The sequence below is a fragment of the Streptomyces sp. NPDC053542 genome (genome assembly GCF_044544685.1).
Taxonomy (GTDB): domain Bacteria; phylum Actinomycetota; class Actinomycetes; order Streptomycetales; family Streptomycetaceae; genus Streptomyces.
The window spans coordinates 119,594-145,557 of sequence record NZ_JBITXL010000010.1; the positions used below are offsets into that span (position 1 = coordinate 119,594).

21 protein-coding genes are annotated in these 25,964 nt (G+C 72.6%); 9 read left to right on the forward strand and 12 right to left on the reverse strand.

Going from position 1 to position 25,964, the window contains the following annotated elements; genetic code table 11:
- Positions 1–20: 20 nt before the first annotated feature.
- From ACIGXO_RS26690 to ACIGXO_RS26715, 6 genes are all read right to left on the reverse strand, one after another.
- Positions 21–1,664 (reverse strand): amidohydrolase, encoded by a 1,644-nt coding sequence (locus tag ACIGXO_RS26690; protein WP_399791758.1) that lies wholly within the window; start codon positions 1,662–1,664, stop codon positions 21–23.
- Positions 1,661–3,184, reverse strand: a complete 1,524-nt coding sequence (locus ACIGXO_RS26695) for a sodium:solute symporter (RefSeq protein ID WP_399791760.1) — start codon at positions 3,182–3,184, stop codon at positions 1,661–1,663. The genes ACIGXO_RS26690 and ACIGXO_RS26695 overlap by 4 nt, the downstream gene beginning before the upstream one ends.
- Complete coding sequence (locus ACIGXO_RS26700; RefSeq protein WP_399791762.1) at positions 3,181–3,540, reverse strand: DUF3311 domain-containing protein; 360 nt, start codon at positions 3,538–3,540, stop codon at positions 3,181–3,183. The genes ACIGXO_RS26695 and ACIGXO_RS26700 overlap by 4 nt, the downstream gene beginning before the upstream one ends.
- 87 nt (positions 3,541–3,627) lie before the next feature.
- Positions 3,628–4,428 carry an SDR family NAD(P)-dependent oxidoreductase gene (locus ACIGXO_RS26705; protein WP_399791764.1) on the reverse strand — a complete coding sequence of 267 codons (801 nt, stop codon included), beginning with the start codon at positions 4,426–4,428 and terminating at the stop codon, positions 3,628–3,630.
- Between the two features lie 23 nt (positions 4,429–4,451).
- A complete protein-coding gene (locus ACIGXO_RS26710) occupies positions 4,452–5,915 on the reverse strand; it encodes an aldehyde dehydrogenase family protein (protein WP_399791766.1) in 1,464 nt (487 codons plus the stop codon).
- Positions 5,905–7,143: a M20 family metallopeptidase gene (locus tag ACIGXO_RS26715; protein WP_399791768.1), complete on the reverse strand. Its 1,239-nt coding sequence runs from the start codon at positions 7,141–7,143 to the stop codon at positions 5,905–5,907. Before ACIGXO_RS26715 ends, ACIGXO_RS26710 begins: the two co-directional genes overlap by 11 nt.
- A 158-nt stretch (positions 7,144–7,301) precedes the next feature.
- Here ACIGXO_RS26715 and ACIGXO_RS26720 point away from each other — a divergent pair, with 158 nt between their 5' ends.
- Positions 7,302–8,072 (forward strand): FadR/GntR family transcriptional regulator, encoded by a 771-nt coding sequence (locus tag ACIGXO_RS26720; RefSeq protein WP_399791770.1) that lies wholly within the window; start codon positions 7,302–7,304, stop codon positions 8,070–8,072.
- A gap of 140 nt (positions 8,073–8,212) precedes the next feature.
- On the opposite strand, the gene ACIGXO_RS26725 is transcribed toward ACIGXO_RS26720, so the two are convergent.
- Both ACIGXO_RS26725 and ACIGXO_RS26730 read right to left on the reverse strand, forming a co-directional pair.
- Positions 8,213–10,186: an FAD-dependent oxidoreductase gene (locus ACIGXO_RS26725; RefSeq protein WP_399791772.1), complete on the reverse strand. Its 1,974-nt coding sequence runs from the start codon at positions 10,184–10,186 to the stop codon at positions 8,213–8,215.
- A gap of 47 nt (positions 10,187–10,233) precedes the next feature.
- A complete protein-coding gene (locus ACIGXO_RS26730) occupies positions 10,234–10,869 on the reverse strand; it encodes a TetR/AcrR family transcriptional regulator (RefSeq protein WP_399791773.1) in 636 nt (211 codons plus the stop codon).
- A 175-nt stretch (positions 10,870–11,044) separates the two neighbouring features.
- Between ACIGXO_RS26730 and ACIGXO_RS26735 the strand changes: the two genes are divergently transcribed.
- The 6 genes from ACIGXO_RS26735 (at position 11,045) to ACIGXO_RS26760 (ending at position 18,147) form a co-directional block, all read left to right on the forward strand.
- Positions 11,045–12,493, forward strand: coding sequence for an APC family permease (locus ACIGXO_RS26735; protein ID WP_399791775.1), 1,449 nt, complete (start codon positions 11,045–11,047; stop codon positions 12,491–12,493).
- Between the two features lie 138 nt (positions 12,494–12,631).
- Positions 12,632–13,921: a VWA domain-containing protein gene (locus ACIGXO_RS26740; RefSeq protein WP_399791777.1), complete on the forward strand. Its 1,290-nt coding sequence runs from the start codon at positions 12,632–12,634 to the stop codon at positions 13,919–13,921.
- Positions 13,922–13,974: 53 nt separating this feature from the next.
- Entirely contained in the window at positions 13,975–14,727 is a 753-nt protein-coding gene (locus ACIGXO_RS26745; RefSeq protein WP_399791780.1) for a hypothetical protein, read from the forward strand.
- Between the two features lie 155 nt (positions 14,728–14,882).
- Positions 14,883–15,536, forward strand: coding sequence for a TetR/AcrR family transcriptional regulator (locus ACIGXO_RS26750; RefSeq protein WP_399791781.1), 654 nt, complete (start codon positions 14,883–14,885; stop codon positions 15,534–15,536).
- Positions 15,537–15,577: 41 nt separating this feature from the next.
- A complete protein-coding gene (locus tag ACIGXO_RS26755) occupies positions 15,578–17,245 on the forward strand; it encodes an FAD-binding dehydrogenase (protein ID WP_399791784.1) in 1,668 nt (555 codons plus the stop codon).
- A 68-nt stretch (positions 17,246–17,313) separates the two neighbouring features.
- On the forward strand, positions 17,314–18,147 hold the full coding sequence (locus tag ACIGXO_RS26760) for an SDR family oxidoreductase (protein WP_399791786.1): 834 nt from the start codon (positions 17,314–17,316) through the stop codon (positions 18,145–18,147).
- Between the two features lie 48 nt (positions 18,148–18,195).
- On the opposite strand, the gene ACIGXO_RS26765 is transcribed toward ACIGXO_RS26760, so the two are convergent.
- Both ACIGXO_RS26765 and ACIGXO_RS26770 read right to left on the reverse strand, forming a co-directional pair.
- Positions 18,196–18,708 carry a DUF402 domain-containing protein gene (locus tag ACIGXO_RS26765; protein WP_399791788.1) on the reverse strand — a complete coding sequence of 171 codons (513 nt, stop codon included), beginning with the start codon at positions 18,706–18,708 and terminating at the stop codon, positions 18,196–18,198.
- A gap of 87 nt (positions 18,709–18,795) precedes the next feature.
- On the reverse strand, positions 18,796–20,136 hold the full coding sequence (locus tag ACIGXO_RS26770; protein WP_399791790.1) for an MFS transporter: 1,341 nt from the start codon (positions 20,134–20,136) through the stop codon (positions 18,796–18,798).
- A gap of 161 nt (positions 20,137–20,297) precedes the next feature.
- Here ACIGXO_RS26770 and ACIGXO_RS26775 point away from each other — a divergent pair, with 161 nt between their 5' ends.
- Both ACIGXO_RS26775 and ACIGXO_RS26780 read left to right on the forward strand, forming a co-directional pair.
- Positions 20,298–21,071: a FadR/GntR family transcriptional regulator gene (locus ACIGXO_RS26775; RefSeq protein ID WP_399791792.1), complete on the forward strand. Its 774-nt coding sequence runs from the start codon at positions 20,298–20,300 to the stop codon at positions 21,069–21,071.
- A gap of 164 nt (positions 21,072–21,235) precedes the next feature.
- Complete coding sequence (locus ACIGXO_RS26780; protein ID WP_399791796.1) at positions 21,236–22,621, forward strand: pyridoxal phosphate-dependent decarboxylase family protein; 1,386 nt, start codon at positions 21,236–21,238, stop codon at positions 22,619–22,621.
- A gap of 43 nt (positions 22,622–22,664) precedes the next feature.
- Here the strand turns inward: ACIGXO_RS26780 and ACIGXO_RS26785 are convergent, their stop codons facing one another.
- Positions 22,665–23,441 carry an IclR family transcriptional regulator gene (locus ACIGXO_RS26785; RefSeq protein WP_399791797.1) on the reverse strand — a complete coding sequence of 259 codons (777 nt, stop codon included), beginning with the start codon at positions 23,439–23,441 and terminating at the stop codon, positions 22,665–22,667.
- A 226-nt stretch (positions 23,442–23,667) separates the two neighbouring features.
- The gene (locus ACIGXO_RS26790; RefSeq protein ID WP_399791800.1) at positions 23,668–25,908 is read right to left on the reverse strand and encodes a HelD family protein; all 2,241 of its coding nucleotides are present in this window, start codon (positions 25,906–25,908) and stop codon (positions 23,668–23,670) included.
- Between the last annotated feature and the right edge of the window lie 56 nt (positions 25,909–25,964).

The following is a 25,964-nucleotide window of genomic DNA, read 5'->3' on the forward strand; positions in this document are numbered from 1 at the left end:
CTCCTCGTGTACGCACTCGGTCATCGGGTGGCCTCCTCGTGTACGCACGCGCCGCCCACGTACGTCGCGCGCACCGGGATCGCGGCGATGCCGTGCGGGTCTGCGGTCAGCGGGTTCTCCCCCAGTACGGTGAAGTCGGCGAGGTGGCCGGGGGCGAGCCGGCCCTTGTGGTGGGCCGTGCCCTCCGCCTCGGCCGAGCCGAGGGTGAAGATCCGCAGCGCCTCGGCGGCGCTGATGCGCTGTGAGGGGCCGACCTTCTCGCCGTCCTCGATGCCCTCGCGGGTGACCATCGACTGCAGGCCGAGGAGTGGTTCGTACGGGCCGCAGGGGTAGTCCGAGGACCCGGCGACGGTGACGCCTGCCTCCAGGAACGAGCGGTGCGCGAACATCCGCTCCGTACGCTCGGTGCCGTACCAGGTGTTCAGCGCCCCGCCGTGATACCCGGCGTACCCGGCGAACGGCACGGCGATGGCGTCCAGTGCCTTCATCCGGGCGAGGATCGCATCGTCGATGAGCGTGCAGTGTTCGATGCGGTGGCGCAGCCCGGGGCGCGGCAACTCGCGCTGCGCCGATTCGAAGGCATCCAGGACGAGGCGGATCGCGGCGTCACCGTTGGCGTGCACGCCGATGCGGTTGCCGTCCGCGTGCACCTGGCGGACCTGCGCGAACAGCTCCTCGGTCGACGTGGTCTGGATGCCGTGCCCGCCGCACTCGGGGTCGGCGTACGGCTCGGCGAGCAGACAGGTCCGGCCGCCGATCGCGCCGTCCAGGAATGCCTTGACGCCGACAAAGCGCAGCAGGTCGTCGCCGAAGCCGCTGCCGACGCCGAGCGCCCGGGCCTTGGCGTAGTGGTCGACGGAGAGCAGCATGCCCGTACGCATCGTCAGCCGGCCCCGGTCGCGCGCGGTGCGCAGCAGGGCGATGTCGTCCGGGGCGATCAGCGCGTCGCAGATCGAGGTGAGCCCGGCGGCGTGCCACAGCTCCTGGGCGCGCAGCAGGCCGCGCAGCCGGTCCTCCGGGGAGCTGGGAGCGATCGGCGACTCGCCGCGGGCGGTGGCCGGGTAGACGACGTTCATCAGGGCGCGTTCGATCAGCCGCCCGTCGAGGCGGCCGTCGGCGTCGCGGCCGAAGTCGCCGCCGTCCGGGGCCGGGGTGTCCTCGTCGATGCCGAGGGCGCGCAGCGCGGCGGAGTTGACGACGCCCCAGTGGCCCGCGACATGGACGACGAGGACGGGGTGGTCGGGGGCTGCCCGGTCCAGTTCGTGGCGGGTGATCCGGCCGGTCTTGACGTCGTCGTACCGACTGCCGCGTACCCACTCCCCCGGTGCCGTACGGGCCGCCTCGGCGGCGACGGCCGCGAGCAGCGCGTCGGTCGTCCCCACGGCGGCGGCCGACAGGTCCAGGTGGAGCAGGTCGGTGGCGGCCATCGCGAGATGGATGTGGGCGTCGTTGAGGCCGGGGATCACCGTGGCGTCCCCGAAGTCGACCTCGCGGGCGCCGGGGAAGCGGTCCCGCAGCCCGGTGATCGGTCCGGTGGCCCGGATGCGGCCCTCGGCGACGGCGAACGCCTCGGGCTCGGGGCCGCTCTCGCGCTGGCTGACGATGTGGGCGGCGCGGTACAGCACCGGGGTGGTTTCGTCGAGCACGGGGCTTTCGTCGATCACGGAGCCTCCTTCGGAGTGGCCGGGGCCGGGGTGGCGCCGACCGTCACCGGTGGCACGCGCCGAGGTTCCGCGGGGCCGGCGAGGGTGACCGCCACCGTGACGACGAGGTTGACGGCCAGCGCGACGATGCCGCCGTTGACGCCGTACAGCGGGTCGTTGCCGGTGGCCCACAGCGCCACCACGACCGCGAGCCCGACGAGCATCCCGGCCACCGCGCCGGTCTTCGTCATCCGCCGCCAGAACAGCGCGAGCAGCACCATCGGGACGAGCTGCGCCAGCCCCTCGTACGACAGAACGGACAGCTGGACCAGCGTGTTCGGGTAGAAGAGCGCGCCCACCAGCGCGATCAGCCCGGCGATCAAGCAGACCAGCTGGGAGAGCCGCTTGGTGCGTACGTCGTCGGCGGGCGTGCGGCCCGTACGGCGGCTGCGCGGGTCGGCGCCGTTGCCGCCGCCGAGCAGCGTACGGCCCCACAGCGTGCCGATGGCGAGCATGAAGACGCTCATCGGGACGATGGCGGAGAGCGCGCCCGCGACGCCGATGATGGCCACGGCCGGGGCCGGCAGCGAGTCGGTGACCAGGCTGAACAGCGCCAGGTCCGGATTGCCGAGGGCCGGCATGACGAACAGCGCGGTGGCGCCGATCATCATCGGGACGAAGAGCAGGAGTTGGTACCAGGGCAGCAGTACGGCATTGCGGCGCAGCGCGTTGGGATCCCGCGCGCTGAGGTAACCGGCGACGGTGGTCGGGAAGATGGTGATGGTCACGGCGTTGAGCAGCAGGGTGGAGATGAACCACGTCCCGCCCTTGCCGCCCGATTCATGGCCGGGGAAGGTCAGCCACTCGGGCTTCTCCGCGACCATGCGGTGCATGAAGTCCCCGAAGCCGTCGAGGTAGTGCATCGGCACGTACACCGCGAGGAAGACCACCGCGGCGATGACCAGGACGTCCTTGAGCGCGCTGACCCACGCCGAGCCGCGCAGCCCGGACACCAGGATGAAGACCTCCGCGACGACGAACGAGATGACCGCGGCGACCCGCAGGTCCACGCTCCCGTACGTCATCGCGTTGACCACCACGCCCATGCCCTGGATCTGCACCTGGATGTAGGGCACGAGGAAGACCGTGGCGACGACCGCCACGAGGATGCCCACCGGCCGGGACCGGAAGCGGTGTTCGGCCATGTCCGCGATGGAGATCAGGCCGTGCCGGCTCGCGTACGTCCAGATGGCCGGGCCGACGACGTACGCCACCGCGAAGCCGACGGTGAGGTACGCGACGAGGTAGAGGATCGGCACGCCGAAGGAGTACGACCAGCCGGCCGTGCCGAGGAAGGAGAAGCTGGTGTAGGTCTCGCCGGCCATCAGCAGCCAGATGAAGAGCACGCCCAGGCCCCGGCTGGAGACCGACCACTCGGACAGGCCCTTGTCCCGGCCGCGCGCGCTGAGGACGCCGATGAGGATGGTCGCGACCATGGCCAGGCCGAAGATGGTCGTCGCGATCGCCGCTGAACTGCTCACGCGGCACCTCCTTCGGTGCGTCCGGGACCGTCGGCCCGTTCGGGGCTTTGGGCTCGCTCCGCGGGCAGCGGTTCGGCCGCGCCCGTGCGGTACGCGGGGTCCAGGCGGGTGACGGCCCAGATGACGAGGGGGCTGATGACCGTGGCGGCCAGGATCCAGAACAGCAGGAACGGCACGCCGAGGACGCGCGGCTCGATGCGGTTCGCCACGAGCGGCGCCAGGCAGTACAGGACGGCCGGGACGAGCAGCAGCCACAGCGCGGGGCGCCGGGCGCTCACTTCGGGCAGGCCGTCGAGCGGGTGCGCGCCGGCCTCCGCCGGGCCCTCCCGCCCGCGGTCCTCGGGGGCGTGCGACATGGGGCTCCCTTCGGGAAGAGGAATGCGGTCCGGTCCGCTGTCCGCGCGGTACCGGCCGCCTGGACGTTATCGCAGGATCACCGCAGGTCAGACGGTAGGTTCGTACCGGCCGTCGACCGCGGTCCAGCCGCCGTCCACGGTCAGCACGCTGCCGGTGACGAAGGTGGACGCGTCCGAGACCAGGTACTGCACGGCGCCCGCCAGCTCCTCGGCGCCCGCCCACCGGCGGAGCGCGGACGCCTGCGCGTACGCGTCGTACCACTCGGGGTCGGCGGCGATCTGGTCGGTCAGCGGGGTCCGCACGACACCGGGCGCGATGGCGTTGAACCGCACCCCGCGCGGCCCCCACTCCGCCGCCGCGGTCCGCAGGAACTGCACCAGCCCCGCCTTGGACGCCGCGTACACGCTCTGGCCCGGCTCGACCTGCACCGCGCGCATCGAGGCGAGCCCGACGACGCTGCCGCTGCCGCGCTCGGCCATCGCCGGGGCGACGGCCTGGACGAGCGCGAAGTGCGCCCGGAGGTTCAGCGCGACGACCCGGTCGAACTCCTCCAGGGTGTAATCGGCGATCCGCTTGCGGACGTTGGCGCCTACGGTGACCACCAGGCCGTCCGGGACGCCCCAGTCGGCGGCCGCCGCGCGCACCGCTTCGGCGTCCAGCACGTCCAGCTCGTAGGCGGTCGCCGTACCGGTGCGGCTGCCGGGTGCCGGCTGCTCCTCCTGGGCGAGCCGGGCGGTCTCGGCCGCGCCCTTGAGGTCGCGGTCGGCGACCGTCACGTCGGCGCCGTGCGCGGCCAGCGCGCGCACGGCCTCGCGGCCGATGCCGCTGCCGCCGCCGACGACCACGATGTGCCGCCCGTCGAGACGGAAGAGATTCGCGTAGGTCATGGCACTCCTCTGCCAGGGACGGGTCATGTCCTGATCACCGCCATCCGTGTCACCGTCAGCTCCTCGATGGCGAAGCGCGGGCCCTCACGGCCGATGCCGGAGTCCTTCACACCGCCGTACGGGGCGACGTCGCTGCGGTAGCCCGGTACTTCGTTGATGACGACGCCGCCCACGTCGAGCGCGTCGATCGCCGTGAAGGCGGCGCCCAGGTCACGGGTGAAGACCGCGGCGTGCAGCCCGTAACGCGAGTCGTTGACCAGCGCGTACGCGGCGTCCAGGTCCGGCACCGTGCGCAGCGCGACGACCGGCCCGAAGATCTCCTCGTCCCAGGCGGGCAGTCCGCCGGGCACGTCGGGCACGTCGGCGAGCAGCGCGGGGGTGATGCAGCGCCCGTTCCGCACGCCCCCGGCGACCACCCGCGCGCCGGCCGCGCGGGCCTCGTCGACCCAGGCGAGCACCCGGTCGGTGGCCGCCTCGTCGATGAGCGCGGACACCCGCGTCGCCTCCTCGCGCGGGTCGCCGACCACGACCTCGGCCAGCCGGTCGGCGAGCCGCTTCTCCAGCTCCTCGGCGACCTCCTCGACCGCGATCACCCGCTGGACGGCGATGCACGCCTGGCCGGAGGCGTAGTAGCCGCCGCGGAGCACGGCGTCGGCCGCCGCGTCCAGGTCGGCGTCGGCGGCCACCACGAGGGCGGCGTTGGAGCCCAGTTCGAGGACGACCTTGCGGGGCGCGGCGTCCCGGGCGATGCGGTGGCCGATCGCGGCGGAGCCGGTGAAGGAGACGGCGGCGACCGCGTCGTGGGTGGTGAGCGTGCGGCCCACCGCCGCGTCACCCGTGACCAGCTGGACGGCGCCGGCGGGCGCATCCGCCGCGGCCAGCTGCTCGCGGACCAGGTGGACCAGCCAGAGCGTGGCGAGCGGGGTGGCGGGCGCGGGCTTGACGACCACGGGGCAGCCGGCCGCGAGCGCCGGCGCGATCTTGTGGGAGGCGAGCAGCATCGGGTAGTTGAAGCCCGCGATGCCCACCACGACGCCGATCGGGCGGCGGGTCCAGAAGCCGGTCATGCCGTCCCCGGAGGGCAGCAGGTCCAGCGGCACGGTCTCGCCGTGGATATGGGCCACCTCGTCGGCCGCCGCCTCCCATGTGGCGACCGCGCGCTGCACCTCCGTACGGCAGTCCACGCGCGGCTTGCCCGTCTCCAGGACGAGCAGGTCCTCCATGGGGCGCGCGACTTCCGCGAGCGCCGCCGCCACGCCTCCGAGCACCCGGCGCCGGACCCGCGTGGGCAGCCGCGCCACGTCCTTGCGGAGCGCCGCCGCGTGCTCCACCGCCTGCCGCGCCAGCGTCTCGTCCCCGACGGGTGCCTGCGCGATCTCGCTCCCGTCGTACGGGAAGGTGACGGGCTCGGTGGCGGGCGCGGGCACCCAGCCGTCGCCGACGGGCAGTCCGGCGGGGAAGCTCCCGGTGATCTGCTCAGGCGTCATCGCGGCGCACCCCCTGCGTCAGGAAGTGGCGCGCCGCCTCCGCGTACACCCGGGTGTACTCGCCGATCTCGCGCACCTCCACGTACTCGTCCTTCTGGTGCGCGATCCACTTGCCGCCCGGCCCGTAGACGACGGTGGGCAGGCCCGCGTCGCGGGTCAGGACCGTGCCGTCGGTGGTGCCGGGCACCGCACCGAACGGTGGCGGGCTGCCGTGCACCAGCTCGTGGGCGGCCACCAACCCGGCCACCACGGGGTGGTCCTCGGGGATCTCGATCGCCGGGCGGTCGTCGACGACGGTCAGCCCGACCGTGACGCCGGCCGTCGCCGCGGCCTGCTCGGCTTCCTGACGGATGCGCGCGATCAGCTCGGCGTGGTCCGTGCCGGGGATGGTCCGTACGTCGACGCCTACGAGGCCGTGCGCCGGGATGACGTTGAGCTGGTCGGGGTCGCCGCCGTGCAGCACGGTCGGGGTGACGGTGACGCTGCCGGCGTGCGGATGCGTACCGAAACGCACCTCGGCCCAGGTCTGGGCGCGGCTCAGCGCGTCGACGATGCGGGCCCCCGCGACGATGGGGTTCTTGCCCTCCTGCGGCATCGCGCCGTGCGCCATCACCCCGGTCAGCTCCAGCCGGAGCCGGATGCCGCCGCGGGCCGAGGTGCACACCTCGTACCCCTCCGGCTCGCAGACGATCACGCCGTCGATCTCCGCGGCGAGCGGCGAGGCGGCGAACGCCTTGGCGCCGAGCATCATGCCTTCCTCGTCGCACAGCACACCGAGGACGATCCGCCCGGGGAACGGGCCGGCCTGCTGGAGCGCCCGCACGCCGTAAATCATGGCGGCCACCCCGGACTTCATGTCCGCGGCACCCCGGCCCCACAGCTTGCCGTCGCGGATCTCCGCGCCGTACGGGTCGACGCTCCACGCCGCCGGATCGCCTTCGGTGACCACGTCCGTGTGGCCCTCGAACATCAGGGTCGGACCGTCACCGCCCTTCCCCTCCACGACGGCGATGACGTTCGGCCGGCCCGGCGCGACCTCCACCACCTCGTGCTGCCAGCCGAACTCGGTGAACAGCGCGGCGACCAGGTCGGCGGCCGGCCGTTCGACGTCGGTGGCGCCGGTGGCGTTGACCGTGCGCAGCCGGATCAGGTCCTGGGTGAAGGCGACGGCCGCTTCGGCGTCGATCGCGATCTCGGTCGATGGGTGATGGGTCCGGGCGGCTTGCATAGAACCTCCAAAACACCTGGCCGGGAGGCCAGTCCACTGGTCAGACCAGTTGATTTCCCGTACTCTGCTCGCACGTTCATGCGTGGGTCAAGAGGCCACCAGCAGCAATCGGTACGTGACCCGCAACAATCGGTACGGAAAACGGAACGGGGTCCCCGATGGCCGCCTTCGACGCTCCCTTCACACCCGTCGAGCCGGTACGGGCCTACCAGCGGGTGGCCGAGCAGATAGAGAACCGCATCCTCAGCGGCGAACTGCCGCCCGGCTCCCGGCTGCCCGGCGAGCGGGAGCTCGTCAGCCAGTTCGGCGTCGGCCGCTCGACCGTCCGCGAGGCCCTGCGCGTCCTGCAGTCGGCGGGCCTGATCCGCTCCCGCCCCGGCGACCCGCTGGGCGCGGAGGTGCTCGGCGTCTCCGCCGACAACCTCAGCCAGGCGCTCGGCCGGCTCACCCGCTCCCACCTCTGCAGCCCCGGCGAACTCATCCAGTTCCGGATGGTCCTGGAGGCCGAGAGCAACCGGCTCGCCGCGCGGCTGCGCACCGAGGACGACCTGGCCCGGATGGCCGGACTGATCGAGCGCATGCGGTCCCTGACGGGGGCGGGCGCCGGACTGCGGCAGTTCAGCGAGGCCGACGCGCTGTTCCACCAGGCCGTCGCGGAAGCCAGCCGCAACGCCCTGCTCGGCCTCTGCGCCCGTGCCGTCCACGACGCCGTCGTGGAGATCATCGAGCACAAGATCGCGAACGTCGCGGACGCCACCGCCTGGATGGCCCGCTCCATCGACCACCACGAGCAGGTACTCGCCGCCATCCGCGCCGGCGACGCCCCGCACGCCGCCCAACTGGCCCGCCGGGCGCTGCACGCCTACTACGCCGACCACGTCGAGCCCGCCGACCGGGCCCTCCTCACGGCGGCTTTGGAAGACGACTGACGGGAGCGGGAGCCGAGCGGGGCCGGCCGGAGCCGAGCGGGGCAGCCGGAGCCGAGCGGGGTCGGCCCGCGCCGAGGGGAGTTCGCCAGAGCCGAGGGGAGAGCCGAGGGGAGTCGGTCGGGAGCCGAGCGGGGTCGGCGTTACAGCTCAGCCGCCGCCGTCAGCCCCTCCAGTACCGCCTCCTCGACCGTCCGGGGTGAGACGCAGTCGCCGATGGCTATCAGGCCGCCGGGCGGCAGCTCCGGCAGATCGGTCTCCGCCACGGGCGCGGGCACCGGCTCGTGGCCCTGGGCCAGCACCACGGACCTGACGCCTTCGAGCAGTACCGGCTCCTCGGTGAGGGTGTGCTGGAGGTAGACCGTGTCGCTGTCCGCGCCGTACAGCCGGACGTTCGGCACCACGTCCACCTTCGCCCGCACCGCCTCGCCGAGCATCGCCGCACGGACGTACTGCTGCAGATGCTCGCCCGCGCCGAACCCCGTGACGCACAGCGTCACCTTCCGGCCCAGCCCCACGAGCTGCACGGCCACGCCGAGCCCGATCCAGTCGCCGCGCCAGTCCGCCACGACCACCCGCCCCCGCGGCACCTCGGCGCCCCGTATGACGTCCCAGGCGTCCAGCACGACCGGCTCGTCCACGAGCTCCAGCTCCGGCCGACGCGGCCGGGCGCCGGTCGCGACGATCACGGCGTCCGGCCGCTCGGCGCCCAGCAGCTCCGCGTCGACCCGGGAGCCGGTGACGATACGGGCCCCGGCCTGCCGCGCCTCCCGCTCCAGATTCGTCACCGCACCGCCGAACTCCGCGCGCCCCGGCAGCCGTTCGGCCAGCAGCACCTGACCGCCCGTCCGGCGCGCCGCCTCGTGCAGCGTGACGTCGTGCCCGCGGGCCGCCGCGACCGCCGCCGCCTTGAGCCCGGCGGGACCGCCGCCCGCGATCAGTACCCGCTTCCGGCGCGTGATCGTCGGCAGCACCCCGAAGCGCCGCTCCCGGCCCGTCTCCGGATGCTGGATGCAGGAGATCGGATAGCCGCGCTGGAAGTGGCCGATGCACGCCTGGTTGCAGCCGATGCAGGCGCGGATGTCGTCCGGGCGCCCGGCTCCGGCCTTCGCCGGCATCTCGGGATCGCAGATCAGCGCGCGGGTCATGGCGCAGGCGTCCGCCTGCCCCCGCTCGATGATCCGGTCGGCCTCCTGCGGCTGGTTGATCCGCCCCGCGACCATGACCGGCACGCGCACCGCGGCCCGCACCTTCGCGGCCAGCGGCGCGGTGTACCCGGCGGGCTCGGACATCGGGGGCGCGATGTGCAGCGCGCCGGACAGCGTGGCCGAGCTGCCGGCGCACACGCTGAGGTAATCCAGCAGCCCGTCCTCGTCCAGCCGCGTCGCCACGTCCACGACCAGCGCGGACGACAGCCCGTCGTGGCTCAGCTCGTCCCCGGAGATGCGCAGCCCGACCGTGAACTCCCGCCCCGCGGCCTCCCGTACGGACGTGATGATCTCGCGCAGGAAGCGCAGTCGCTTCTCGTCGCTGCCGCCGTAGTCGTCGGTGCAGCGGTTCACCGAGGGATTCAGGAACTGGGCCGGGAGATAGCCGTGGCTCGCCACGATCTCCACGCCGTCCATGCCCGCGGCCCGCAGCCGCCGGGCCGCCGCGCCGTATCCCTGTACCACTTCCTGGATCTCCGCGACCGTCATGGCCCGCGGCATGACGTGGAACCGCTCGCTCGGGGTCGCCGACGGTGCCCAGGCGACCGGCGCCGAGCCGTCCCGCGACTCCAGGATCTCCCGGCCGGGGTGGAAGATCTGGCCGACGGCCCGCGCGCCGTGCCGGTGCACGGCGTCCGCGAGGCGGCGGTACCCCTCGACGCAGGTGTCGTCGGTCGCCATGAGGACGTGCGTGGTGTACCGCGCGGACTCGTGCACCCCGGCGACCTGCACGACGATCAGGCCGACACCGCCCGCGGCCCGCGCCTCGTGGTACGCCACGAGCTCGTCGGTCACCTGCCCGTCCCGGACGAGCACGGTGTCGTGCCCCGAGGACACGATGCGGTTCTTCAACGTCGTGGACCCGATCCGCAACGCCCGGAACAGATGCGGAAACTGCTCACCACTCACGAAAACCCCTCCCCTGATCCCTGACCGGCGCCGCCCGCTCGCGCCTCTTACGCCCTGCTCCGCACCCCGAACACCGCCCGCCCCACCCCCAGCAGCACCTCCGCGTACCGTTCCGGGGTCATGCCGCCGGCCGCCGCGATGGTCATGTCGCAGCCGTCCACCACCGCCATCACCGCCCCGACCGCCGCCTCCTGGGACATGGCGGGGGCGAACTCGCCGGCCGCCACGCCCTCGGCGAGGATGCCGGAGACCAGGGCCCGCCACTCGTCGTGGACCCGCCGTATCCCGTCCCGCAGCTCCTCATGGCGGGCCGCGCTCGCGCAGAACTCGGTCCAGGTCGTGCAGCGCCGTATCAGGTCCGGGTCGCCGGTCAGCTCCCGTACGAGCAGCTCGAACCGGCGCCACGGGTCCGGCTCGCCGACGGCCGTGCACCGCCACCGGCCGATGAGCTCGCTTATCGACCACTCGAAGGCGTGCCGGAAGAGCGCGTCACGGGTCTCGAAGTGATGCTGTATCGAACCTATGGAGACCTGCGCGGCGTTGGCCACGTCGCGCAGCCGCGCGGCGTCGAAGCCGTGCTCCGCGAGGGCGAGGGCCGCGGCGCGCAGTATCCGCTCGCGCTGGACGTCAGCCCCCGCCGGCACCGCTCCCGTCCGCTCCGGTCCCCCGCGCTCGGCCACCATGCCGCCCACCCCTTCACCGTTTTCCGCCCAGTTCCGTCCAACCTCTTGTCTTCCAATAATACCCAATTATTGTGACCGCGAACACATTTTTGGCACGCCTGAACAACGGACGTGCGTCCGGAGGGAGTTCGGGTGTGCGTCCGGCCGAAGTCCCTCAAGAGACGGGCGGCAGAGCATGGACCACCTGCGCAAGTCCCTCACCTGGCGCGACGGATTCGCGATCGCCCTGGTCATCCCCAACGGCCTGCTACTGACAGTCGGTTACGGCATCGGCGCGATCGGCGCCTGGACCGCGATCGCGCTCTGGGTCGGCGGCGCACTGATCGGCCTGCTGCAGAACATGCTGTTCACCGAGACCGCCGCGATGTTCCCCGGCAAGTCCGGCGGCGTCAGCCGGTACGCCGCCGAGGGCTGGAAGCGGTACTTCGCGCCGCTCGGCGCCGTCGCCGCGTACGGCTACTGGATCGGCTGGTCGTTCAGCATCGCGGTGAACGCGGCAGCGATCGGCGCGCTCGTCACCGCGCACTGGTTCCCCGGCACGCCCGAAGTGCCGCTCCTCCCCGGCCATTCGGTCGGCCTTGCCGAACTGATCGGCGTCGCCGCCGTCTTCGCCGCCTGGGCCTGCAACTACTTCGGCGCGCGGCTCACCGCCCGCGCCTCGAAGATCACCAGCGGCATCGTGTTCTGCGGCCTCGTCGTGGTCGTCGCGGCGCCGTTCCTGAGCGGCCACACCTGGCACGCGGCCAACCTCACCTGGTACCACGGCGGCAGCTGGACGACGCTGATCGTGTGGTTCTACGTCACCGCGTGGACCACGTACGGCACCGAGATCTGCGCCTCGTTCGCGCCCGAGTACAAGGACACGGTCCGCGACACCGCCAAGGCCCTGCGCGCCACCTCCGTCCTCTCCCTGGTCCTCTTCTTCGTCGTGCCGCTGGCGATGGTCGGCTCGGTCGGCGAGGACGCCATCCGGAAGGACCCCGTCGGCGCGTTCGCGATCGCCTTCGAGCAGGCGCTCGGCGGCTTCTCCTCGCTCGGCGTGCTCATCCTCGTCTCCTCGATGTTCCTCGGGATGGTGTCCACGACGGCGGACGGCGGCCGGGCGCTGTACGGGCTGGCGCGCGAGAGGATGACCGTACGGCAGCTCGACCACCTGAACCGGTGGGGCGTACCGGGCCGCGCGCTCACCCTCGACGCCGTACTGAACAGCGCGATCCTGCTGCTCCTCGGGAAGCCGCTGAGCATCCTGATCGCCAGCAACTTCGGGTACCTGGTGGCGGTCGTGCTGGCCGTCTCCGCCTTCCTGCTGCTGCGCAAGGACCGCCCGGACTGGCCCCGCCCGATCCGCCGCGGCCGTATCTGGATACCGATCGCCTGGGCGGTGCTGGTCATCGACGTCGTGGTGGTCGCGGTGGGCGTCACGCATCCCTCGCTGGCCGCGCACGGCGGTCCGAGGGACACCCTCATCGCGGTCGGCATCCTGTTGCTGTCCGTCGTGCTGTACGGGTACCGCCGCGTCGTCCAGGACAAGGAACGCATCGCCTGGCGCATCGAGACACCGGCCCTCCCGGACCCCGAGCCCGAGCCGTCTGCGGAGTACGTAACCCAGCGCCCACCCCAGTAGGCGGGCGCCCCACCCCGTAGGCCGGCGCTCACCCCAGTAGGCCGGCGCCCGCCCCAGTAGGCGCCCCGGTCGGCACCCCAGTAGGCGCTCCACCGGGCGAGTTGGGCAGTTCGCCCGCAAGATCATTATGATCCGGCGATGATCATAAGATGGCGACTGGCGGCCGCGGTGTGCGGCCTGCTGGTCACTTTGACGGGCGGCATCGCACCGGCGACCGCCTCTGCCGGCGAACCGGCCGGCTCCGCCTCCAAGGACGCCCCCAAGGTCGACCTCGTACTCGACGTCAGCGGCTCGATGCGCGCACGCGACATCGATGGGCAGTCCCGGATGTCCGCGGCCAAGCAGGCGTTCAATGAGGTGCTGGACGCGGTGCCCCAGGAGGTGCGGCTCGGCATCCGTACGCTCGGCGCCGAGTACCGCGGTGACGACCGCAAGGTGGGCTGCAAGGACACCCGCGCGCTCTACCCGGTCGGCCCGGTGGACCGCACCGAGGCCAAGACCGCCGTCGCGACCCTGACGCCGACCGGCTGGACCCCGATCGGCCCGGCCCTCCTGAAGGCCGCGGACGACCTGGAGGGCGGCGACGGGGCCCGCCGCATCGTGCTGATCAGCGACGGCGAGGACACCTGTCAGCCGCTCGACCCGTGCGAGGTGGCGCGCGAGATCGCGGCCAAGGGCATCCACCTCACCGTCGACACGCTCGGCCTGGTGCCGGACGCCAAGACGCGTACGCAGCTGAGCTGTATCGCCGAGGCGACCGGCGGCACGTACACCTCCGTCCAGCACAAGGACGAGCTGTCCGGCCGGGTGAAGCAGTTGGTCCACCGGACGGTCGAGCCCGCCGTCACGCCGGTACCTGCGAAGGGCGCCGACAGCTGTGAGGGGGCACCACAGCTGAAGCCCGGGCTCTACACCGACCGGGAGACCTTCGGTGAGCACCGCTTCTACCGGGTGGACGTACGGCCGGGGCAGGAGCTGCGCGCCTCGGTGAGCGTCGCCGCCGACCGCGCCGTCAACGACGACTACGGTGTGCAACTGCGCGCCTCTACGGTGCGCGGCCGCGAGATCGTGCGCGGCGAGGCCACGGGTGACGGCCGTACGGATGTGCTCTCGACCGGTCTGCGCTATCCGAAGGCCGACGACGGCGAGGCTGCGGAGGACGCGGACGGCGAGCCGCTTCCCGAGACGGTCTGCCTGCGCGTCAGCAACGCCTTCTCCGCGCCGGCTTCGGTGAAGACCGAGCCGGGGCTGCCCGTGGAGCTGTCCGTCGATGTGGTGGACGGCCCGTCAACGGCGTCCGACGCCGCGTTCCTCGGGCTCGGCCACGGCTGGTGGTTCCTCCTCGCGCTCACCCTGCTCGGCCTGCTCACCGGGGTGCTGTGGGGCTGGATCTCGCGCTGGCGCGTCACCGTCTGGAGGACCAACTGATGGCTGCTGTACGTCGCTCGTGTGCTGTACGTCGCTTGTCTGCTGTACGTCGTTTGTCTGCTGTACGTCGTTTGGCGGCCGCCCTGCTCGTCGGCGCGGCGCTCCTCGGGACGACCGCTGCCGCCGCGCCCGAAGACGCCGACGCCCCCGCACCCACCGAGGCCGGTACCTCCTTCCGTACCGCCACGGTGATCCGGCCGGGCCAGCAGGCCACTGCACAGGCGTCCACCGGTGACTACCTCTACTGGCAGTTCCCGGCCGACGCGGGCCAGGGCGCCAGGGTGGACGCGACCGTCGAACTGCCCGCCGCCGACGCGCGGCACGGCGAGTCGACCTGGCAGCTGGACGTGTACGACGGGCTGCGGCGCCGGCAGGCGTGCCGGTACGGCATGCAGACGAGGACCGCCGCGGCCGACGCCGCCACGGTCAAGCTGTCCTGCACCCTGCGGACGGTCCGCGCCGACGCCGAGCCCTGGTCGAACGACCCGCTGCCCGGCGCGTACTACGTGCGCCTCACCACCCTGCACACCGCCTCCGCCGACGCCGGCCTGCCGGTCCAGGCGGCGGTGACCGCCACCACCACGGACGCGGGCAGCGCCCAGGACGTGGACGGCTCGCTCGCCGCACCCCTGGTCCAGGGGTCGGCCGCGCGGCCCGAACCGGACGGCGGCTGGTCCTCGGGCTGGTGGTCGGCCCGCTGGCTCTGGACCGCGGCCGGCGCGGCGCTCGCGGCACTCGCCGGGATCGCGGGTTACCGCGCCACGGCTGGGCGCGGACGGCCGTCCCACCTGCCACCGTCCGCCTGAGCGACGTCCGGCCCCGGAGCGCCTGCTCCGGGGCCGGCGTGTATCTCGGCCGGTCCGCCCCGTCCGGCCTCTTGTCGATACGCGAATGTATCCAATACATTCGCGTATCGAACGGCGCACGATCGCGGAGCGCACGAGGGGAAGCGGGGCCGGGCATGACAGCTTCAGGGACGGCGGCACCGAAGCGGGTCACCCGGCGTCGGGCGCAGACCCGGCAGCGGCTGCTCGACGCCGCGCTGGAGGTCTTCGCCGAGGAGGGCTTCGGCCGGTCCACCGTGGACCAGGTGTGCGAGCGGGCCGGGTACACCCGGGGCGCCTTCTACTCGAACTTCACCTCGCTCGACGAGCTGTTCCTCGCCATGTGGGAGCAGCGGTCGGCGGCAATGCTGGACGATCTGCGAGGCGCGCTGGACCGGCTCGGCACCCTGGAGTCGGTGTCGGCGGACGAGGCGCTGCGGGCCGTGCTGGACGCCGTACCGATCGACGACGCGTGGTATCGCGTGACGGCGGAGTTCACCGCGCACGCGCTGCGCAATCCTTCTCTGCGCCGGGTGATGGCCGCGCGCGAGGAGGCCATTCACGACACGCTGCTGCCGCTCGTCGAGGCCGCGCTGGCCCGCGCGGGCCGGCGGGTCACCGACCGTACCGGGCTGGGCCACGCGCTGGTCGCCGTGCACGACGGCACCGCCGTGCAGTGCCTCATGGAGCCGGACAACGAGGACGTGTGGCGGCGCCGCGAGGAGCTGTACCGGCATGTGGTCAACGCCTACAGCACCGCCTGCAGCACCCCCGAAGACCAGCAGCAGTAACAACAGCCGGAGCGGGAGCATCCAGAGCGAAGGGGCTCGGAATGAGTGAGCGCGAACAGGCCGATGTGATCGTCGTGGGGGCCGGACTGGCCGGTCTCGTCACGACGTACGAGCTGGTCAGGGCCGGGCGCAAGGTGCTCGTCGTGGATCAGGAGAGCGCGGCGAACCTGGGCGGCCAGGCGTTCTGGTCGCTCGGCGGGCTGTTCCTCGTGAACAGCCCCGAGCAGCGCCGGATGGGCATCAAGGACTCCTACGAGCTGGCCCTGAAGGACTGGCTGGGCTCGGCCGGCTTCGACCGCGAGCGGGAGGACCACTGGCCGCGCCAGTGGGCACAGGCGTACGTACAGTTCGCCGCCGGGGAGAAGCGCGCCTACCTGCACGAGCTGGGGCTGCGGCTGATGCCGAACGTCGGGTGGGCCGAGCGCGGCTCCGGGCTCGCCTCCGGGCACGGCAATTCGGTGCCGCGCTTCCATCTGACGTGGGGCACGGGCCCTGAGGTCGTACGGGTCTTCCGCGACCCGGTGCTGGCCGCCGAACACCGCGGGCTGGTCACGTTCAAGCACCGGCACCAGGTCGACGAGCTGATCGTGGAGAACGGCGCGGCGGTCGGCGTCCGCGGCACGGTGCTGGAGCCGTCCGCCGCGGCGCGGGGTGTGAAGTCCTCCCGTACGGCGGCCGGTTCGTTCGAGCTGCGGGCGCAGGCCGTGGTCGTCACCTCGGGCGGCATCGGCGGCAATCCGGACCTGGTGCGCAAGAACTGGCCGGTGGACCGGCTGGGCCCGGCGCCGGAACGGATGATCTGCGGGGTGCCCGCGCACGTCGACGGGCGGATGCTGGAGATCACCGAGAGCGCGGGCGGCAACATCGTCAACCGCGACCGGATGTGGCATTACGTAGAGGGCGTTCGCAACTGGGACCCGATCTGGCCCGACCACGCCATCCGCATCATCCCCGGCCCGTCCTCGCTGTGGCTGGACGCCACCGGCAAGCGGCTGCCCCCGCCGCTCTTCCCCGGCTTCGACACCCTGGCCACGCTGCGGCACATCCGGGCCGGCGGCCACGAGCACAGCTGGTTCATCCTCACGCAGTCGATCATCGAGAAGGAGTTCGCGCTCTCGGGCTCCGAGCAGAACCCGGACTTCACCGGCAAGGACCTCAAGATGACGCTCGGCCGGACGAAGAAGGGGCCGACCGGTCCGGTGGCCGCGTTCATGGAGCACGGCGCGGACTTCGTGGTCCGCGACAACCTGCGCGACCTGGTGACCGGGATGAACGCGCTGGGCAGCGGCCCCGAGCTGGACTACGACCAGGTACGGCGCGAGGTCGTGGCCCGCGACCGGGAGGTGGGGTCGGCGTACTCGAAGGACATGCAGCTGATGGCGGTGCGCAACGCGCGCGCCTACCTGGCCGACAAGATCGTGCGGGTCGCCAAGCCGCACCGGCTGCTGGACCCGGCGCACGGCCCGCTGATCGCGGTACGGCTGAACCTGCTCACCCGTAAGACGCTCGGCGGCCTGGAGACCACGCTCGACGCGCAGGTCGTACGGCCGGACGGCACGCCCTTCCCCGGCCTGTACGCGGCGGGCGAGGTGGCCGGGTTCGGCGGCGGCGGGGTGCACGGATACAACGCGCTGGAGGGCACGTTCCTCGGCGGCTGCATCTTCTCCGGGCGCGCGGCGGGCCGGGCGCTGGCGAAGGGACTGGCGTGACGGGCGACGCGGGGACGGGCGACGCAGGGACAGGCGACGCGGGACGCGATGTGCATGCGATACGCAGTATGCATGCGGCACGCGATGTGCATACCGTGAACGGTCGACGGACGGCGCTGGTCACCGGCGCCTCCTCCGGCATCGGCCGGGCCGTCTGCCAGGCGCTGCTGGCCCGCGGCTACCACGTGATCGCCACCAGCCGGACGCCCGAGAAGATCCCCGAGGCCGACCGTCTGCCCGGCGCGGAGTATGTGGCCCTCGACCTCACCGACCCGGCGAGCATCGAGGCGTGCGCGGCAGCGGCGGGCGAGGTGGACGTCCTCGTCAACAACGCGGGCGAGAGTCAGCTCGCTCCCCTCGAAGAACTGCCGATGGACGCCCTGGAACGCCTCTTCCAGCTCAACGTCTTCGGCGCGGTGCGGCTGACCCAGCTGCTGCTGCCGGGCATGCGGGCCCGGCGCCGCGGCCGGGTCGTCATGGTGGGCTCCATGCTGGCCAGCTTCCCGCTCGCCTTCCGCTCCTCGTACGTGGCGTCGAAGGCGGCGATCAAGGCGTTCGCGACGGCCGCCCGCCGCGAACTCGCCCCGTACGACGTCTGGTTGACCACCGTCGAACCGGGCTCCATCAACACGGGCATCAGCGAGCGCCGCACCCGCTACCTCGTCGACGGTTCACCGTATACCGACGCCTTCCGTACGGTCTCCGCCCGCCTGGACCGCAACGAAGCGGCGGGCATCAGCGCCGCGACCGTGGCGGCGACCGTCCTCAAGGCCATCGAGGCACCCGCCCCGAAGCCCTTGTATGCAGTAGGCAGCCGCGCCCCGCTGGTCTTCACCCTCCGCCGACTGCTCTCCCGCCGGCTCGCCGAGTCCCTGGTGTCACGGGCGCACGGCCTGAAATGAGCGCCCCGCCACTCACCATCGCCCCCCGGCGCTCACCACCGCGCCTGCTCACCACCGCGCGCCGCCGCACAGTTCCGTGAGCTCCCCCGCACGGGCAAGCGTCTCCAGCTCGTCGAGAGACCGGCGGGCCAGCTCCGCCGCGACCGGATCCCGCTCCTGGAGACCACTCGCCGCGAACTCGTCCTCATCGAGGCGCAGAACGGTCCCGCCGTCCGCCGACAGCCACAGGTCGAGGTCCAGATCCTCGACCACGATGTCACCCGGTCCGACCTCGGCGGGCCGGGTGACATCGCAGTACCAGCCCTTGACGCTGCCGTCGGCGGCCCGTACTTCCTTGACGGCGTACCAACGGTCGCGCCAGTAGTGCTCGGTGAACACGTCTCCCGACTCGAACCGTACGAACCCGAAGTCCCGGTCCGCCGCCCCCGCCCATGGCGCACGCACGACTGCGTGTCTGCCGTCATCTGCCAGGACGGCCGCGGTGTAACGCACCTTGGTCCGCCCCCTCTTCACCAGCCTGACCGTGACGTCCTCGCCGGCGGTCAGCCCTCCGTCACCCATTCCGGCCCTCCCGTTGCTCTCATCTCCACCTCTCATCTCCACCTCTCATCTCCATCCCTCGGCTCCACCCCTCATCTCCCTCTCTCGTCACCCCGTCCCGTCGACCGGCTCCACCTTTCCTCGGCATCGGGCCATCGAGCCAGTGGTTTGTGCCGGTCGGTGAAGTACCAGGCAGACCGCGCTGAGGGCCGCCATCGCGGCGAACGCGAGGGCAACCGGGGTCCAGGAGTTGCCCGTTGTGCTGAAGAGCCAGGTCGCGGCGGACGGGGCCGCGCTGCCGAGCAGACCCGCGAGCTGGAAGCTCATCGAGAGGCCGGTGTAGCGGACGCGGGGTGCGAACCAGCCGGACAGCAGGGTGCCGATCGACGCGTACGCGATCGTGCTGGCGAGCATCGGGAGGCACATCGCCGCCCACAGACCGCCCAGCGTACGGGTGTCGGCGAGCCAGAACATCGGGAAGGCGACGACGAGGTGCAGGAGGATGCCGGCGAGGGTCAGCCTGCGCATCCCGAAGCGGTCGGCGGCAAGGGCGGCCAGCGGGGTGCAGACGATGACGACGACGGAGGCCGCGGTGCCGGCCCCCGCGGCCTCGGACTCGGAGAAGCCGAGCTGCCCGACCGCGTACGTCGACATGAAGGTGACGATCACGTAGTAGCCGCCGACCGTGATGAGGAAGGCGCCGGTCGCCAGCAGCCAGGTGCGCCAGGCGTCGCGCACCACGCCGATGACGGGCGCCGCCTGCTTCGCCTCGTTCTCCTCCGCCGCGCGGGCCGCCTCGAATTCGGGTGACTCCTCGATCGAGGAGCGGATGACGAGGCCGAGCAGGACGAGGACGGCGGAGAGGAGGAAGGGGATGCGCCAGGCCCAGTCCACCAGCGCGTCGTGTCCGAGGAGGGCGATCAGGGAGAAGACGCCGGTGGAGAGGAAGTAGCCGACGCCGTCGCCGACTTGGGGGAAGGAGCCGAAGAAGGCGCGGCGGCGGGGCGGGGCGTGTTCGACGGCGAAGAGCACCGCGCCGCCCCATTCGCCGCCGACGGCGAGCGACTGCGTCATCCGTATCAGGACGAGGAGGATCGGCGCGGCGACGCCGAGCGTGGCGTAACCGGGCAGCAGGCCGACGGCGACGGTGGCCAGCCCCATGAGCAGCATCGACCAGATCAGCGCCTTCTTACGGCCGTACCGGTCGCCGATGTGCCCGAAGATGATCGCGCCGAGCGGGCGGCCGAGCGAGCCGACGAAGAGGGTGGTGAACGAGAGCAGGGTGCCGAGCGCAGGGCCCGCGTCGGGGAAGAAGAGATCGGGAAAGACCAGCGCGGACGCGGTCGCGTAGATGCCGAAGTCGTACCATTCCACGCTGGTACCGATCAGCGAGGCGCCGGCGACCTTCCAGGGATTGGCGCGGCGGGGTGGGGCGTCCGTGCTCGTCATTCCGTGCTCCTCTGAAAGCGGGTCCGGCCACGCCTGAGTGAGAATGGGTCCAGACAGAATGGGTCCAGACAGACCCGAATGAAGGTTCAGTGGACGGTAAGGTCGCCCCAGAGGGCTGTCAATAGGGTCCGAGGGAAGCACTTCACTCACGGGAGTCACGGATGAGCGGGACGGACGCGGAGCGGGACAGCGGGCGGCGGTCCGCGTCGCGCGACGTCGTCGCCGAGGCACTGCGCAAGCGGATCGCGCTCGGCGGCTTCGAGCCCGGCGACCGGCTGCCCAGCGAGCGCGAGCTGGCAGCCGCGTTCGGCGCGGGCCGCAACACGGTGCGCCAGGCCCTGCGACTGCTCGCCGAGGAGGGCCTGGTCGTCACCACGCTCGGCCGCAGCGGCGGCACACGGGTGGCCGCGGCCGCCCCCGTGGGCACCGCCGGCACCGGAGCGCAGGCCGCGGTGGCCGCCGAGATCCGGGCCACGCTGCGCGACTACATGGAGTACCGGCAGGCCATCGAGCCGCTCGCGGCCCGGCTCGCCGCCGAGCGCGGCTCCACCGGCGCCCGCCGGGACCTGGTGAAGCTCCTGGACGCGGAGGTCGGCGAGGTGCCCGACATCGGCGCGTACCACCGCGTGGACAGCCGCTTCCATCTCGCCGTCGCGGCGGCCGGCGGCAATGAGGTGCTGCACGAGGCGGTGGCCAGGGCCCGCTCGGAGATGTTCGCGGGCGGCAACGCGCTGTGGCTGCGCTCGGACTGGCACGTGGTGTACGGCGCGGAGGCGGAGCTGGGCTGCGTCTTCCGCGACGAGCACGAGGCGATCGCACTGGCCGTGCTCGCCGGGGACGGAGCGGCGGCGGAGCGCCGCATGCGCGAGCACCTGCAGGACTCGTACCAGCAGTTCCTGCGGCTGCTCGACCACTTCGAGGGGCGGCCCGCCTGAGGGGCCAGGAGTGACCTGACTGAGGGACCGGGAGCCGCCTGACCGGGGGCCGGAGGCGGCTTGGCTGAGGGCCGGGAGCGGCTTGACCTTGCCCAGGGGGCGCCTTACTCTCCGGAATGGGTTCGATCGGACCCATTGAGATATCCTTCTGGAGGTACGGGCCCATGCACACCTACGACGAGGACCTCACCCGTCAGGTCATGGACCACCTCCGGCACCGGGCCGCCCTGCCCGAACCACCGCTCGGCCGCACCGGCGACCCCGCCGAGCTCGACCTCGCGCTCAAGGAAGCAATAGGCCCCGACCCGCGCCCCGCCGCCGATGTGCTGCGCACCTACACCGAGGACATCGAGCCGGCCGTCATCTCCTGCGACCACCCCGCCTTCCTCGCCTTCATCCCGGGCGCCCCCACCAAGGCCGCGGCCCTCTTCGACATGATCGTCTCGGGGTCCTCGCTGCACGGCGTCTCCTGGCTGGAGGCATCAGGCGCGATCGCCGCGGAGAACCAGGTGCTGCGCCTCTTCGCGGATCTCGCGGGCCTCCCCGAGGGCGCCGGCGGCTGCTTCGTCAGCGGCGGCTCGGCCGGCAACCTCTCCGCGCTCGTCGTCGCCCGCGACACCGGCCGGCGCCGGCTCGGGCTCACCGGACACGCACCCGTCCGCGTCGCCGTCAGCGACCAGGTGCACTCCTCCGTCGGCAATACCCTGCGCATCCTCGGCATCGACGCGCTCGTCGTGCCGACCGAGGACCACCGGCTCACCGGCGAAGCCGTCCGCACCGCCCTGGCGGCCGCCGAGCACGACGGCGGGGCGCCCGTCGTCGCCGTCGTCGCCACCGCGGGCACCACCAACGCCGGGATACTCGACGACCTCGCGGGCGTCGCCGCGCAGGCACGCGCCCGCGACCTGTGGTTCCACGTCGACGCGGCCTACGGGGGCGGCGGCCTCTTCGTGCCCGAACTCCGCGCGCGTATGGCCGGCATCGAGTACGCCGACTCGCTCGTCATCGACCCGCACAAGTGGATGTTCGCGCCCTTCGACTGCGGCGCGCTGCTCTACCGCGACCCGCGCCTCGCCAAGGCCGTCCACACCCAGGACGCCTCCTACCTCGACGCGATACACGGGGACGGCGCGGGCGCCGACGACCTGGAGTGGAACCCGAGCGACTACGCGTACCACCTCACCCGGCGCCCGCGCGGCCTGCCCCTGTGGTTCTCGCTCGCCGTGCACGGCACGGACGCGTACCGGGACGCGGTCGCCCGCGGCATCCAACTCGCCCAGTACACCGCCCGCCTCGCCGAGCGCACCGACGGCCTCGAACTCCTCCGGGAACCCGAGCTGTCCGTCGTCCTGCTCCGCCGCACCGGCTGGCAGCCGCGTGACTACTACGCCTGGTCCAAGCGGCTGCTCGCCGCGGGCACGGCCTTCGTCACGCCGACCGTATGGGAGGGCGAGACCGTCGTACGCCTCGCCTTCCTCCACCCCAGCCTCACCGAGGAGACCGTCGACGGCATCCTCGACTCACTGCTCACGGACGGCGCTGACCACTGAAACAGCGCTGATCACTGACGGTGTTGCTCACTGACAGCGTTGCTCACTGACGCGGGCGCGGGCGGTAACCAAGGCTGACCGAGAGGTCGTTCGCGCCCTTCGTCGCCAGTTCGGCGAGTTCGGTCTCGCTGGTGTCGGTCCAGCGGATCATCGGGACGGAGACGGAGAGGGCGGCGACGACGCGGCCCGAGCTGTCGTGGACCGGGGCCGCGACGCAGGAGACGTCCGGATTGGACTCGCGGTGCTCGGTGGCGGTGCCGCGCTCCCGGATGACGGCGAGTTCGGTACGCAGCGCGTCCGGGTCGGTGATGCTGCCGGGGGTCAGGGCGACCAGTTCGCGGCCCTCGATGCGGGCGGCCAGCTCCGCTTCGGGGAGCGAGGCGAGCAGCATCTTGCCCACCGCCGTGCAGTGCGCCGGCAGCCGGCGGCCGGCCGCCGAGACCATGCGGACGGCGTGCGTGGAGTCGACCTTGGCGATGTAGATGACGTCGGTGTCCTCCAGGATCGCGACGTGCACCGTCTCATCGCAGGTGGCGGCCACCTCGCGAGCCACCCGCTGGCCCTCGGCGGCCAGGTCGAGCTGTTCGGCGTACCGGCTGCCGAGCTGGTACGCGCGGACGCCGAGGCGGTAGCGGCCCGGCTGGTCGGGGACGGGGACCAGGTAGGAGCGGGCCGCGAGCGTGGTGAGCAGCTCGTGCACGGTGGTGCGCGGGAGCTGGAGCTTGCGCACCACGTCGGGGGCCGACTGCGGGCCGTCCGCCTCCAGGAACAGTTCGAGTATGTCCAGTGCCCGGGTCACCGCTGGGACCAGTCGCCCCATGCCGTTCACCCACCCTCCGCCGCCGTCGCCAGGTGTTCGTCATTCCGGTCGGTGACCGGAATGACGAACACAGGGTAGGGGGAGGAGGGTTCGGCTGTCGACGGCCGGGAGGGTACCGGCCGCCGACAGCCGACTGGTGAGCGCCGACCGCAGATCGCAGATCGCAGATTGTCGACCGGAGACCGCCGACCGCCGACCGCCGACCGCCGACCGCCGACCGCCCGGCTTACCGCGCCTCCAGCCCCTCCAGCCCCGCCGGGAGCGCCTCCGTGTGCAGTACGCCCATGCGCTGAGTGGCCCGGGTGAGGGCGACGTAGAGGTCGCTCACGCCGAACTCGGCCGGTTCCACGACGAGTACCGTGTCAAATTCCAGGCCCTTGGCCTGCCGCGGGTCCAGCAGGACGACCGGGCTGGTCAGGTCGGGGGCCGGGCCGGCGGACGCGTCGGGGAGCGCGGCCAGCAGGGCTTCGTGATGGTGCTTCTGGGCGATGGCCGCGAGGCGGCCCTCGGTGTCGGCCTCCTCGGCGACCGCTTCGGCGACCGCGCGCGGCAGGTCGTCGGTGCGGTGGGACCAGGGCGGTACGCCGGTGGAGCGGACCGAGCGCGGCGGCTCGAAGGCTGCGGCCGCCGGGGTACCGGCGTACGCGGCCCGGATCACCTCCGCCGCGGCCTCCATGATCTCGGCCGGGGTGCGGTAGTTGACGCCGAGGCGGATGTGCTCCCAGCGGTCGCCGACGTACGGCTCGAGGATCGACTCCCACGTGCCGCAGCTCCCGGGCTCGGCGGTCTGCGCCGGGTCGCCGACCAGCGTCATCGAGCGGGTCGGGCAGCGGCGCATCAGCAGCCGCCACATCATCGGCGACAGCTCCTGCGCCTCGTCGACGATGATGTGGCCGAAGGCCCAGGTGCGGTCGGCGGCGGCGCGCTCGGCGGCGGTGCGGTGGTCGGCCTCCTCCTGCCGGTCGGCGAGCGCCTCGGCGTCGATGAGGTCCTGGACGCCCAGTACCTCCGAATCCTCGTCGTCCTTGTCCTCGAACTCGTGCGTGCGGGAGGCGTACGCGAGGTCGATCACGCCCTGTGCGTACGCGATCCGCTCCTGGCGCTCCGCCTCGGCCGCGGCCCGCGCGGCCGAGTCGTCCTCGCCGAGCAGCTCGGCGGCCTCGTCCAGGAGGGGGATGTCCGCGGCGGTCCACTCGCCGCCGTCGCGGCGGATCGCGGCCGCGTCGGCCTCGGGGAGGTGGACCGGGTCGGCGAGGAAGTCGGCGACCAGTTCCTGCGGGGTGAGGACGGGCCACAGGTCGGCGATGGCCGCGTGCACGTCGCCGCTGGCCGCGATGGCCTTGCCGAGCTGGGCGATGTCGTCGGGGCCGAGGAAGTTCGGGCCGCCGTACGGGTCGGCGCCGAGCCGGTCGGCGAGCTGGGCGGTGAGCGCGTCGATGATGCGGAAGGCGAAGTGCGGGCGGGCGAGGTTGTGCGGCAGCTTGGTCTCGCGCGCCTGGTGGCGGGCCTCCAGGACGATGTCCGGGTCGAGGAGGAGGTCGCCGTCGTCGTGCGGGATGACGGTGCCGGGCTCGGGGAGCCGCTGGTGGTCCCGTACGTACGCGGCCAGCGCGTCGGCCATCGCGGCGCCGCCCTTGACCGCGGCGGCCTCGGGCGTGTCCGTACCGGTCGCGGTGATGCCCGGGAAGAGTTCGCCGGGCGAGGCGAGCAGCACGCCGGTCTCGCCGAGCGCGGGCAGCACCTCGCCGATGTAGCCGAGGAACGCCGGGTTGGGGCCGACGATCAGTACGGCGCGGCGGGCGAGCAACTCGCGGTGCGCGTACAGCAGGTACGCGGCGCGGTGCAGGGCGACGACGGTCTTACCGGTGCCGGGGCCGCCCTCGACGACCATGACGCCGCGGTGCGGGGCGCGGATGATGCGGTCCTGCTCGGCCTGGATGGTCTGCACGATGTCGTGCATCCGGCCGGTGCGCTTGGCGTCCAGGGCGGCGAGCAGCACGGTGTCGGCGTCGGTGCCCTCGTGGCCGGTGCGCACCGTGTCGGCGAGGTCCATGATCTCGTCGTGCAGGGCGGTGACGCGGCGGCCCTCGGTGGAGATGTGGCGCCGGCGGCGCAGGCCCATCGGGGTGTGGCCGGTGGCGAGGTAGAAGGGGCGGGCGACGTCGGCGCGCCAGTCGATGACCAGCGGCGTACGGTCGGCGTCGTCGCGCCGGATGCCGATGCGCCCGATGTGGTGGTCGGCGCCGTCGCGGAAGGAGAGCCGGCCGAAGCACAGGCCGTGCTCGCCCGCGTCGAAGGCGGCGAGCAGCCCGGCCTGCTCGGCGACGGTCACATCGCGCTCCAGCCGCGCCTGCATCGTGCCCGCGTCGGCGACCGCGAGGGCGCCTTCCACGGTGGCGTCGGCGCCCGCGCGCAGCTCGCCGAGGCGCTCGTAGAGCATGTCGATGAATTCCTGCTCCCGGCGCATTTCCTCGCGGCGCGTTCCCTGATCGGGTGACCGGTCCGGCCGTACGCCTGATTCTT

Coding starts and splice junctions, on each gene's coding strand:
- ACIGXO_RS26740 (WP_399791777.1), top strand. CDS start 12,632: ATGATCATAAGATGGCGACTGGCGGCCGCGGTGTGCGGCCTGCTGGTC.
- ACIGXO_RS26705 (WP_399791764.1), bottom strand. CDS start 4,428: ATGACCTACGCGAATCTCTTCCGTCTCGACGGGCGGCACATCGTGGTC.
- ACIGXO_RS26730 (WP_399791773.1), bottom strand. CDS start 10,869: ATGGTGGCCGAGCGCGGGGGACCGGAGCGGACGGGAGCGGTGCCGGCG.
- ACIGXO_RS26720 (WP_399791770.1), top strand. CDS start 7,302: ATGGCCGCCTTCGACGCTCCCTTCACACCCGTCGAGCCGGTACGGGCC.
- ACIGXO_RS26760 (WP_399791786.1), top strand. CDS start 17,314: ATGCATGCGGCACGCGATGTGCATACCGTGAACGGTCGACGGACGGCG.
- ACIGXO_RS26775 (WP_399791792.1), top strand. CDS start 20,298: ATGAGCGGGACGGACGCGGAGCGGGACAGCGGGCGGCGGTCCGCGTCG.
- ACIGXO_RS26750 (WP_399791781.1), top strand. CDS start 14,883: ATGACAGCTTCAGGGACGGCGGCACCGAAGCGGGTCACCCGGCGTCGG.
- ACIGXO_RS26710 (WP_399791766.1), bottom strand. CDS start 5,915: ATGACGCCTGAGCAGATCACCGGGAGCTTCCCCGCCGGACTGCCCGTC.
- ACIGXO_RS26785 (WP_399791797.1), bottom strand. CDS start 23,441: ATGGGGCGACTGGTCCCAGCGGTGACCCGGGCACTGGACATACTCGAA.
- ACIGXO_RS26765 (WP_399791788.1), bottom strand. CDS start 18,708: ATGGGTGACGGAGGGCTGACCGCCGGCGAGGACGTCACGGTCAGGCTG.
- ACIGXO_RS26770 (WP_399791790.1), bottom strand. CDS start 20,136: ATGACGAGCACGGACGCCCCACCCCGCCGCGCCAATCCCTGGAAGGTC.
- ACIGXO_RS26780 (WP_399791796.1), top strand. CDS start 21,236: ATGCACACCTACGACGAGGACCTCACCCGTCAGGTCATGGACCACCTC.
- ACIGXO_RS26715 (WP_399791768.1), bottom strand. CDS start 7,143: ATGCAAGCCGCCCGGACCCATCACCCATCGACCGAGATCGCGATCGAC.
- ACIGXO_RS26755 (WP_399791784.1), top strand. CDS start 15,578: ATGAGTGAGCGCGAACAGGCCGATGTGATCGTCGTGGGGGCCGGACTG.
- ACIGXO_RS26700 (WP_399791762.1), bottom strand. CDS start 3,540: ATGTCGCACGCCCCCGAGGACCGCGGGCGGGAGGGCCCGGCGGAGGCC.
- ACIGXO_RS26790 (WP_399791800.1), bottom strand. CDS start 25,908: ATGCGCCGGGAGCAGGAATTCATCGACATGCTCTACGAGCGCCTCGGC.
- ACIGXO_RS26735 (WP_399791775.1), top strand. CDS start 11,045: ATGGACCACCTGCGCAAGTCCCTCACCTGGCGCGACGGATTCGCGATC.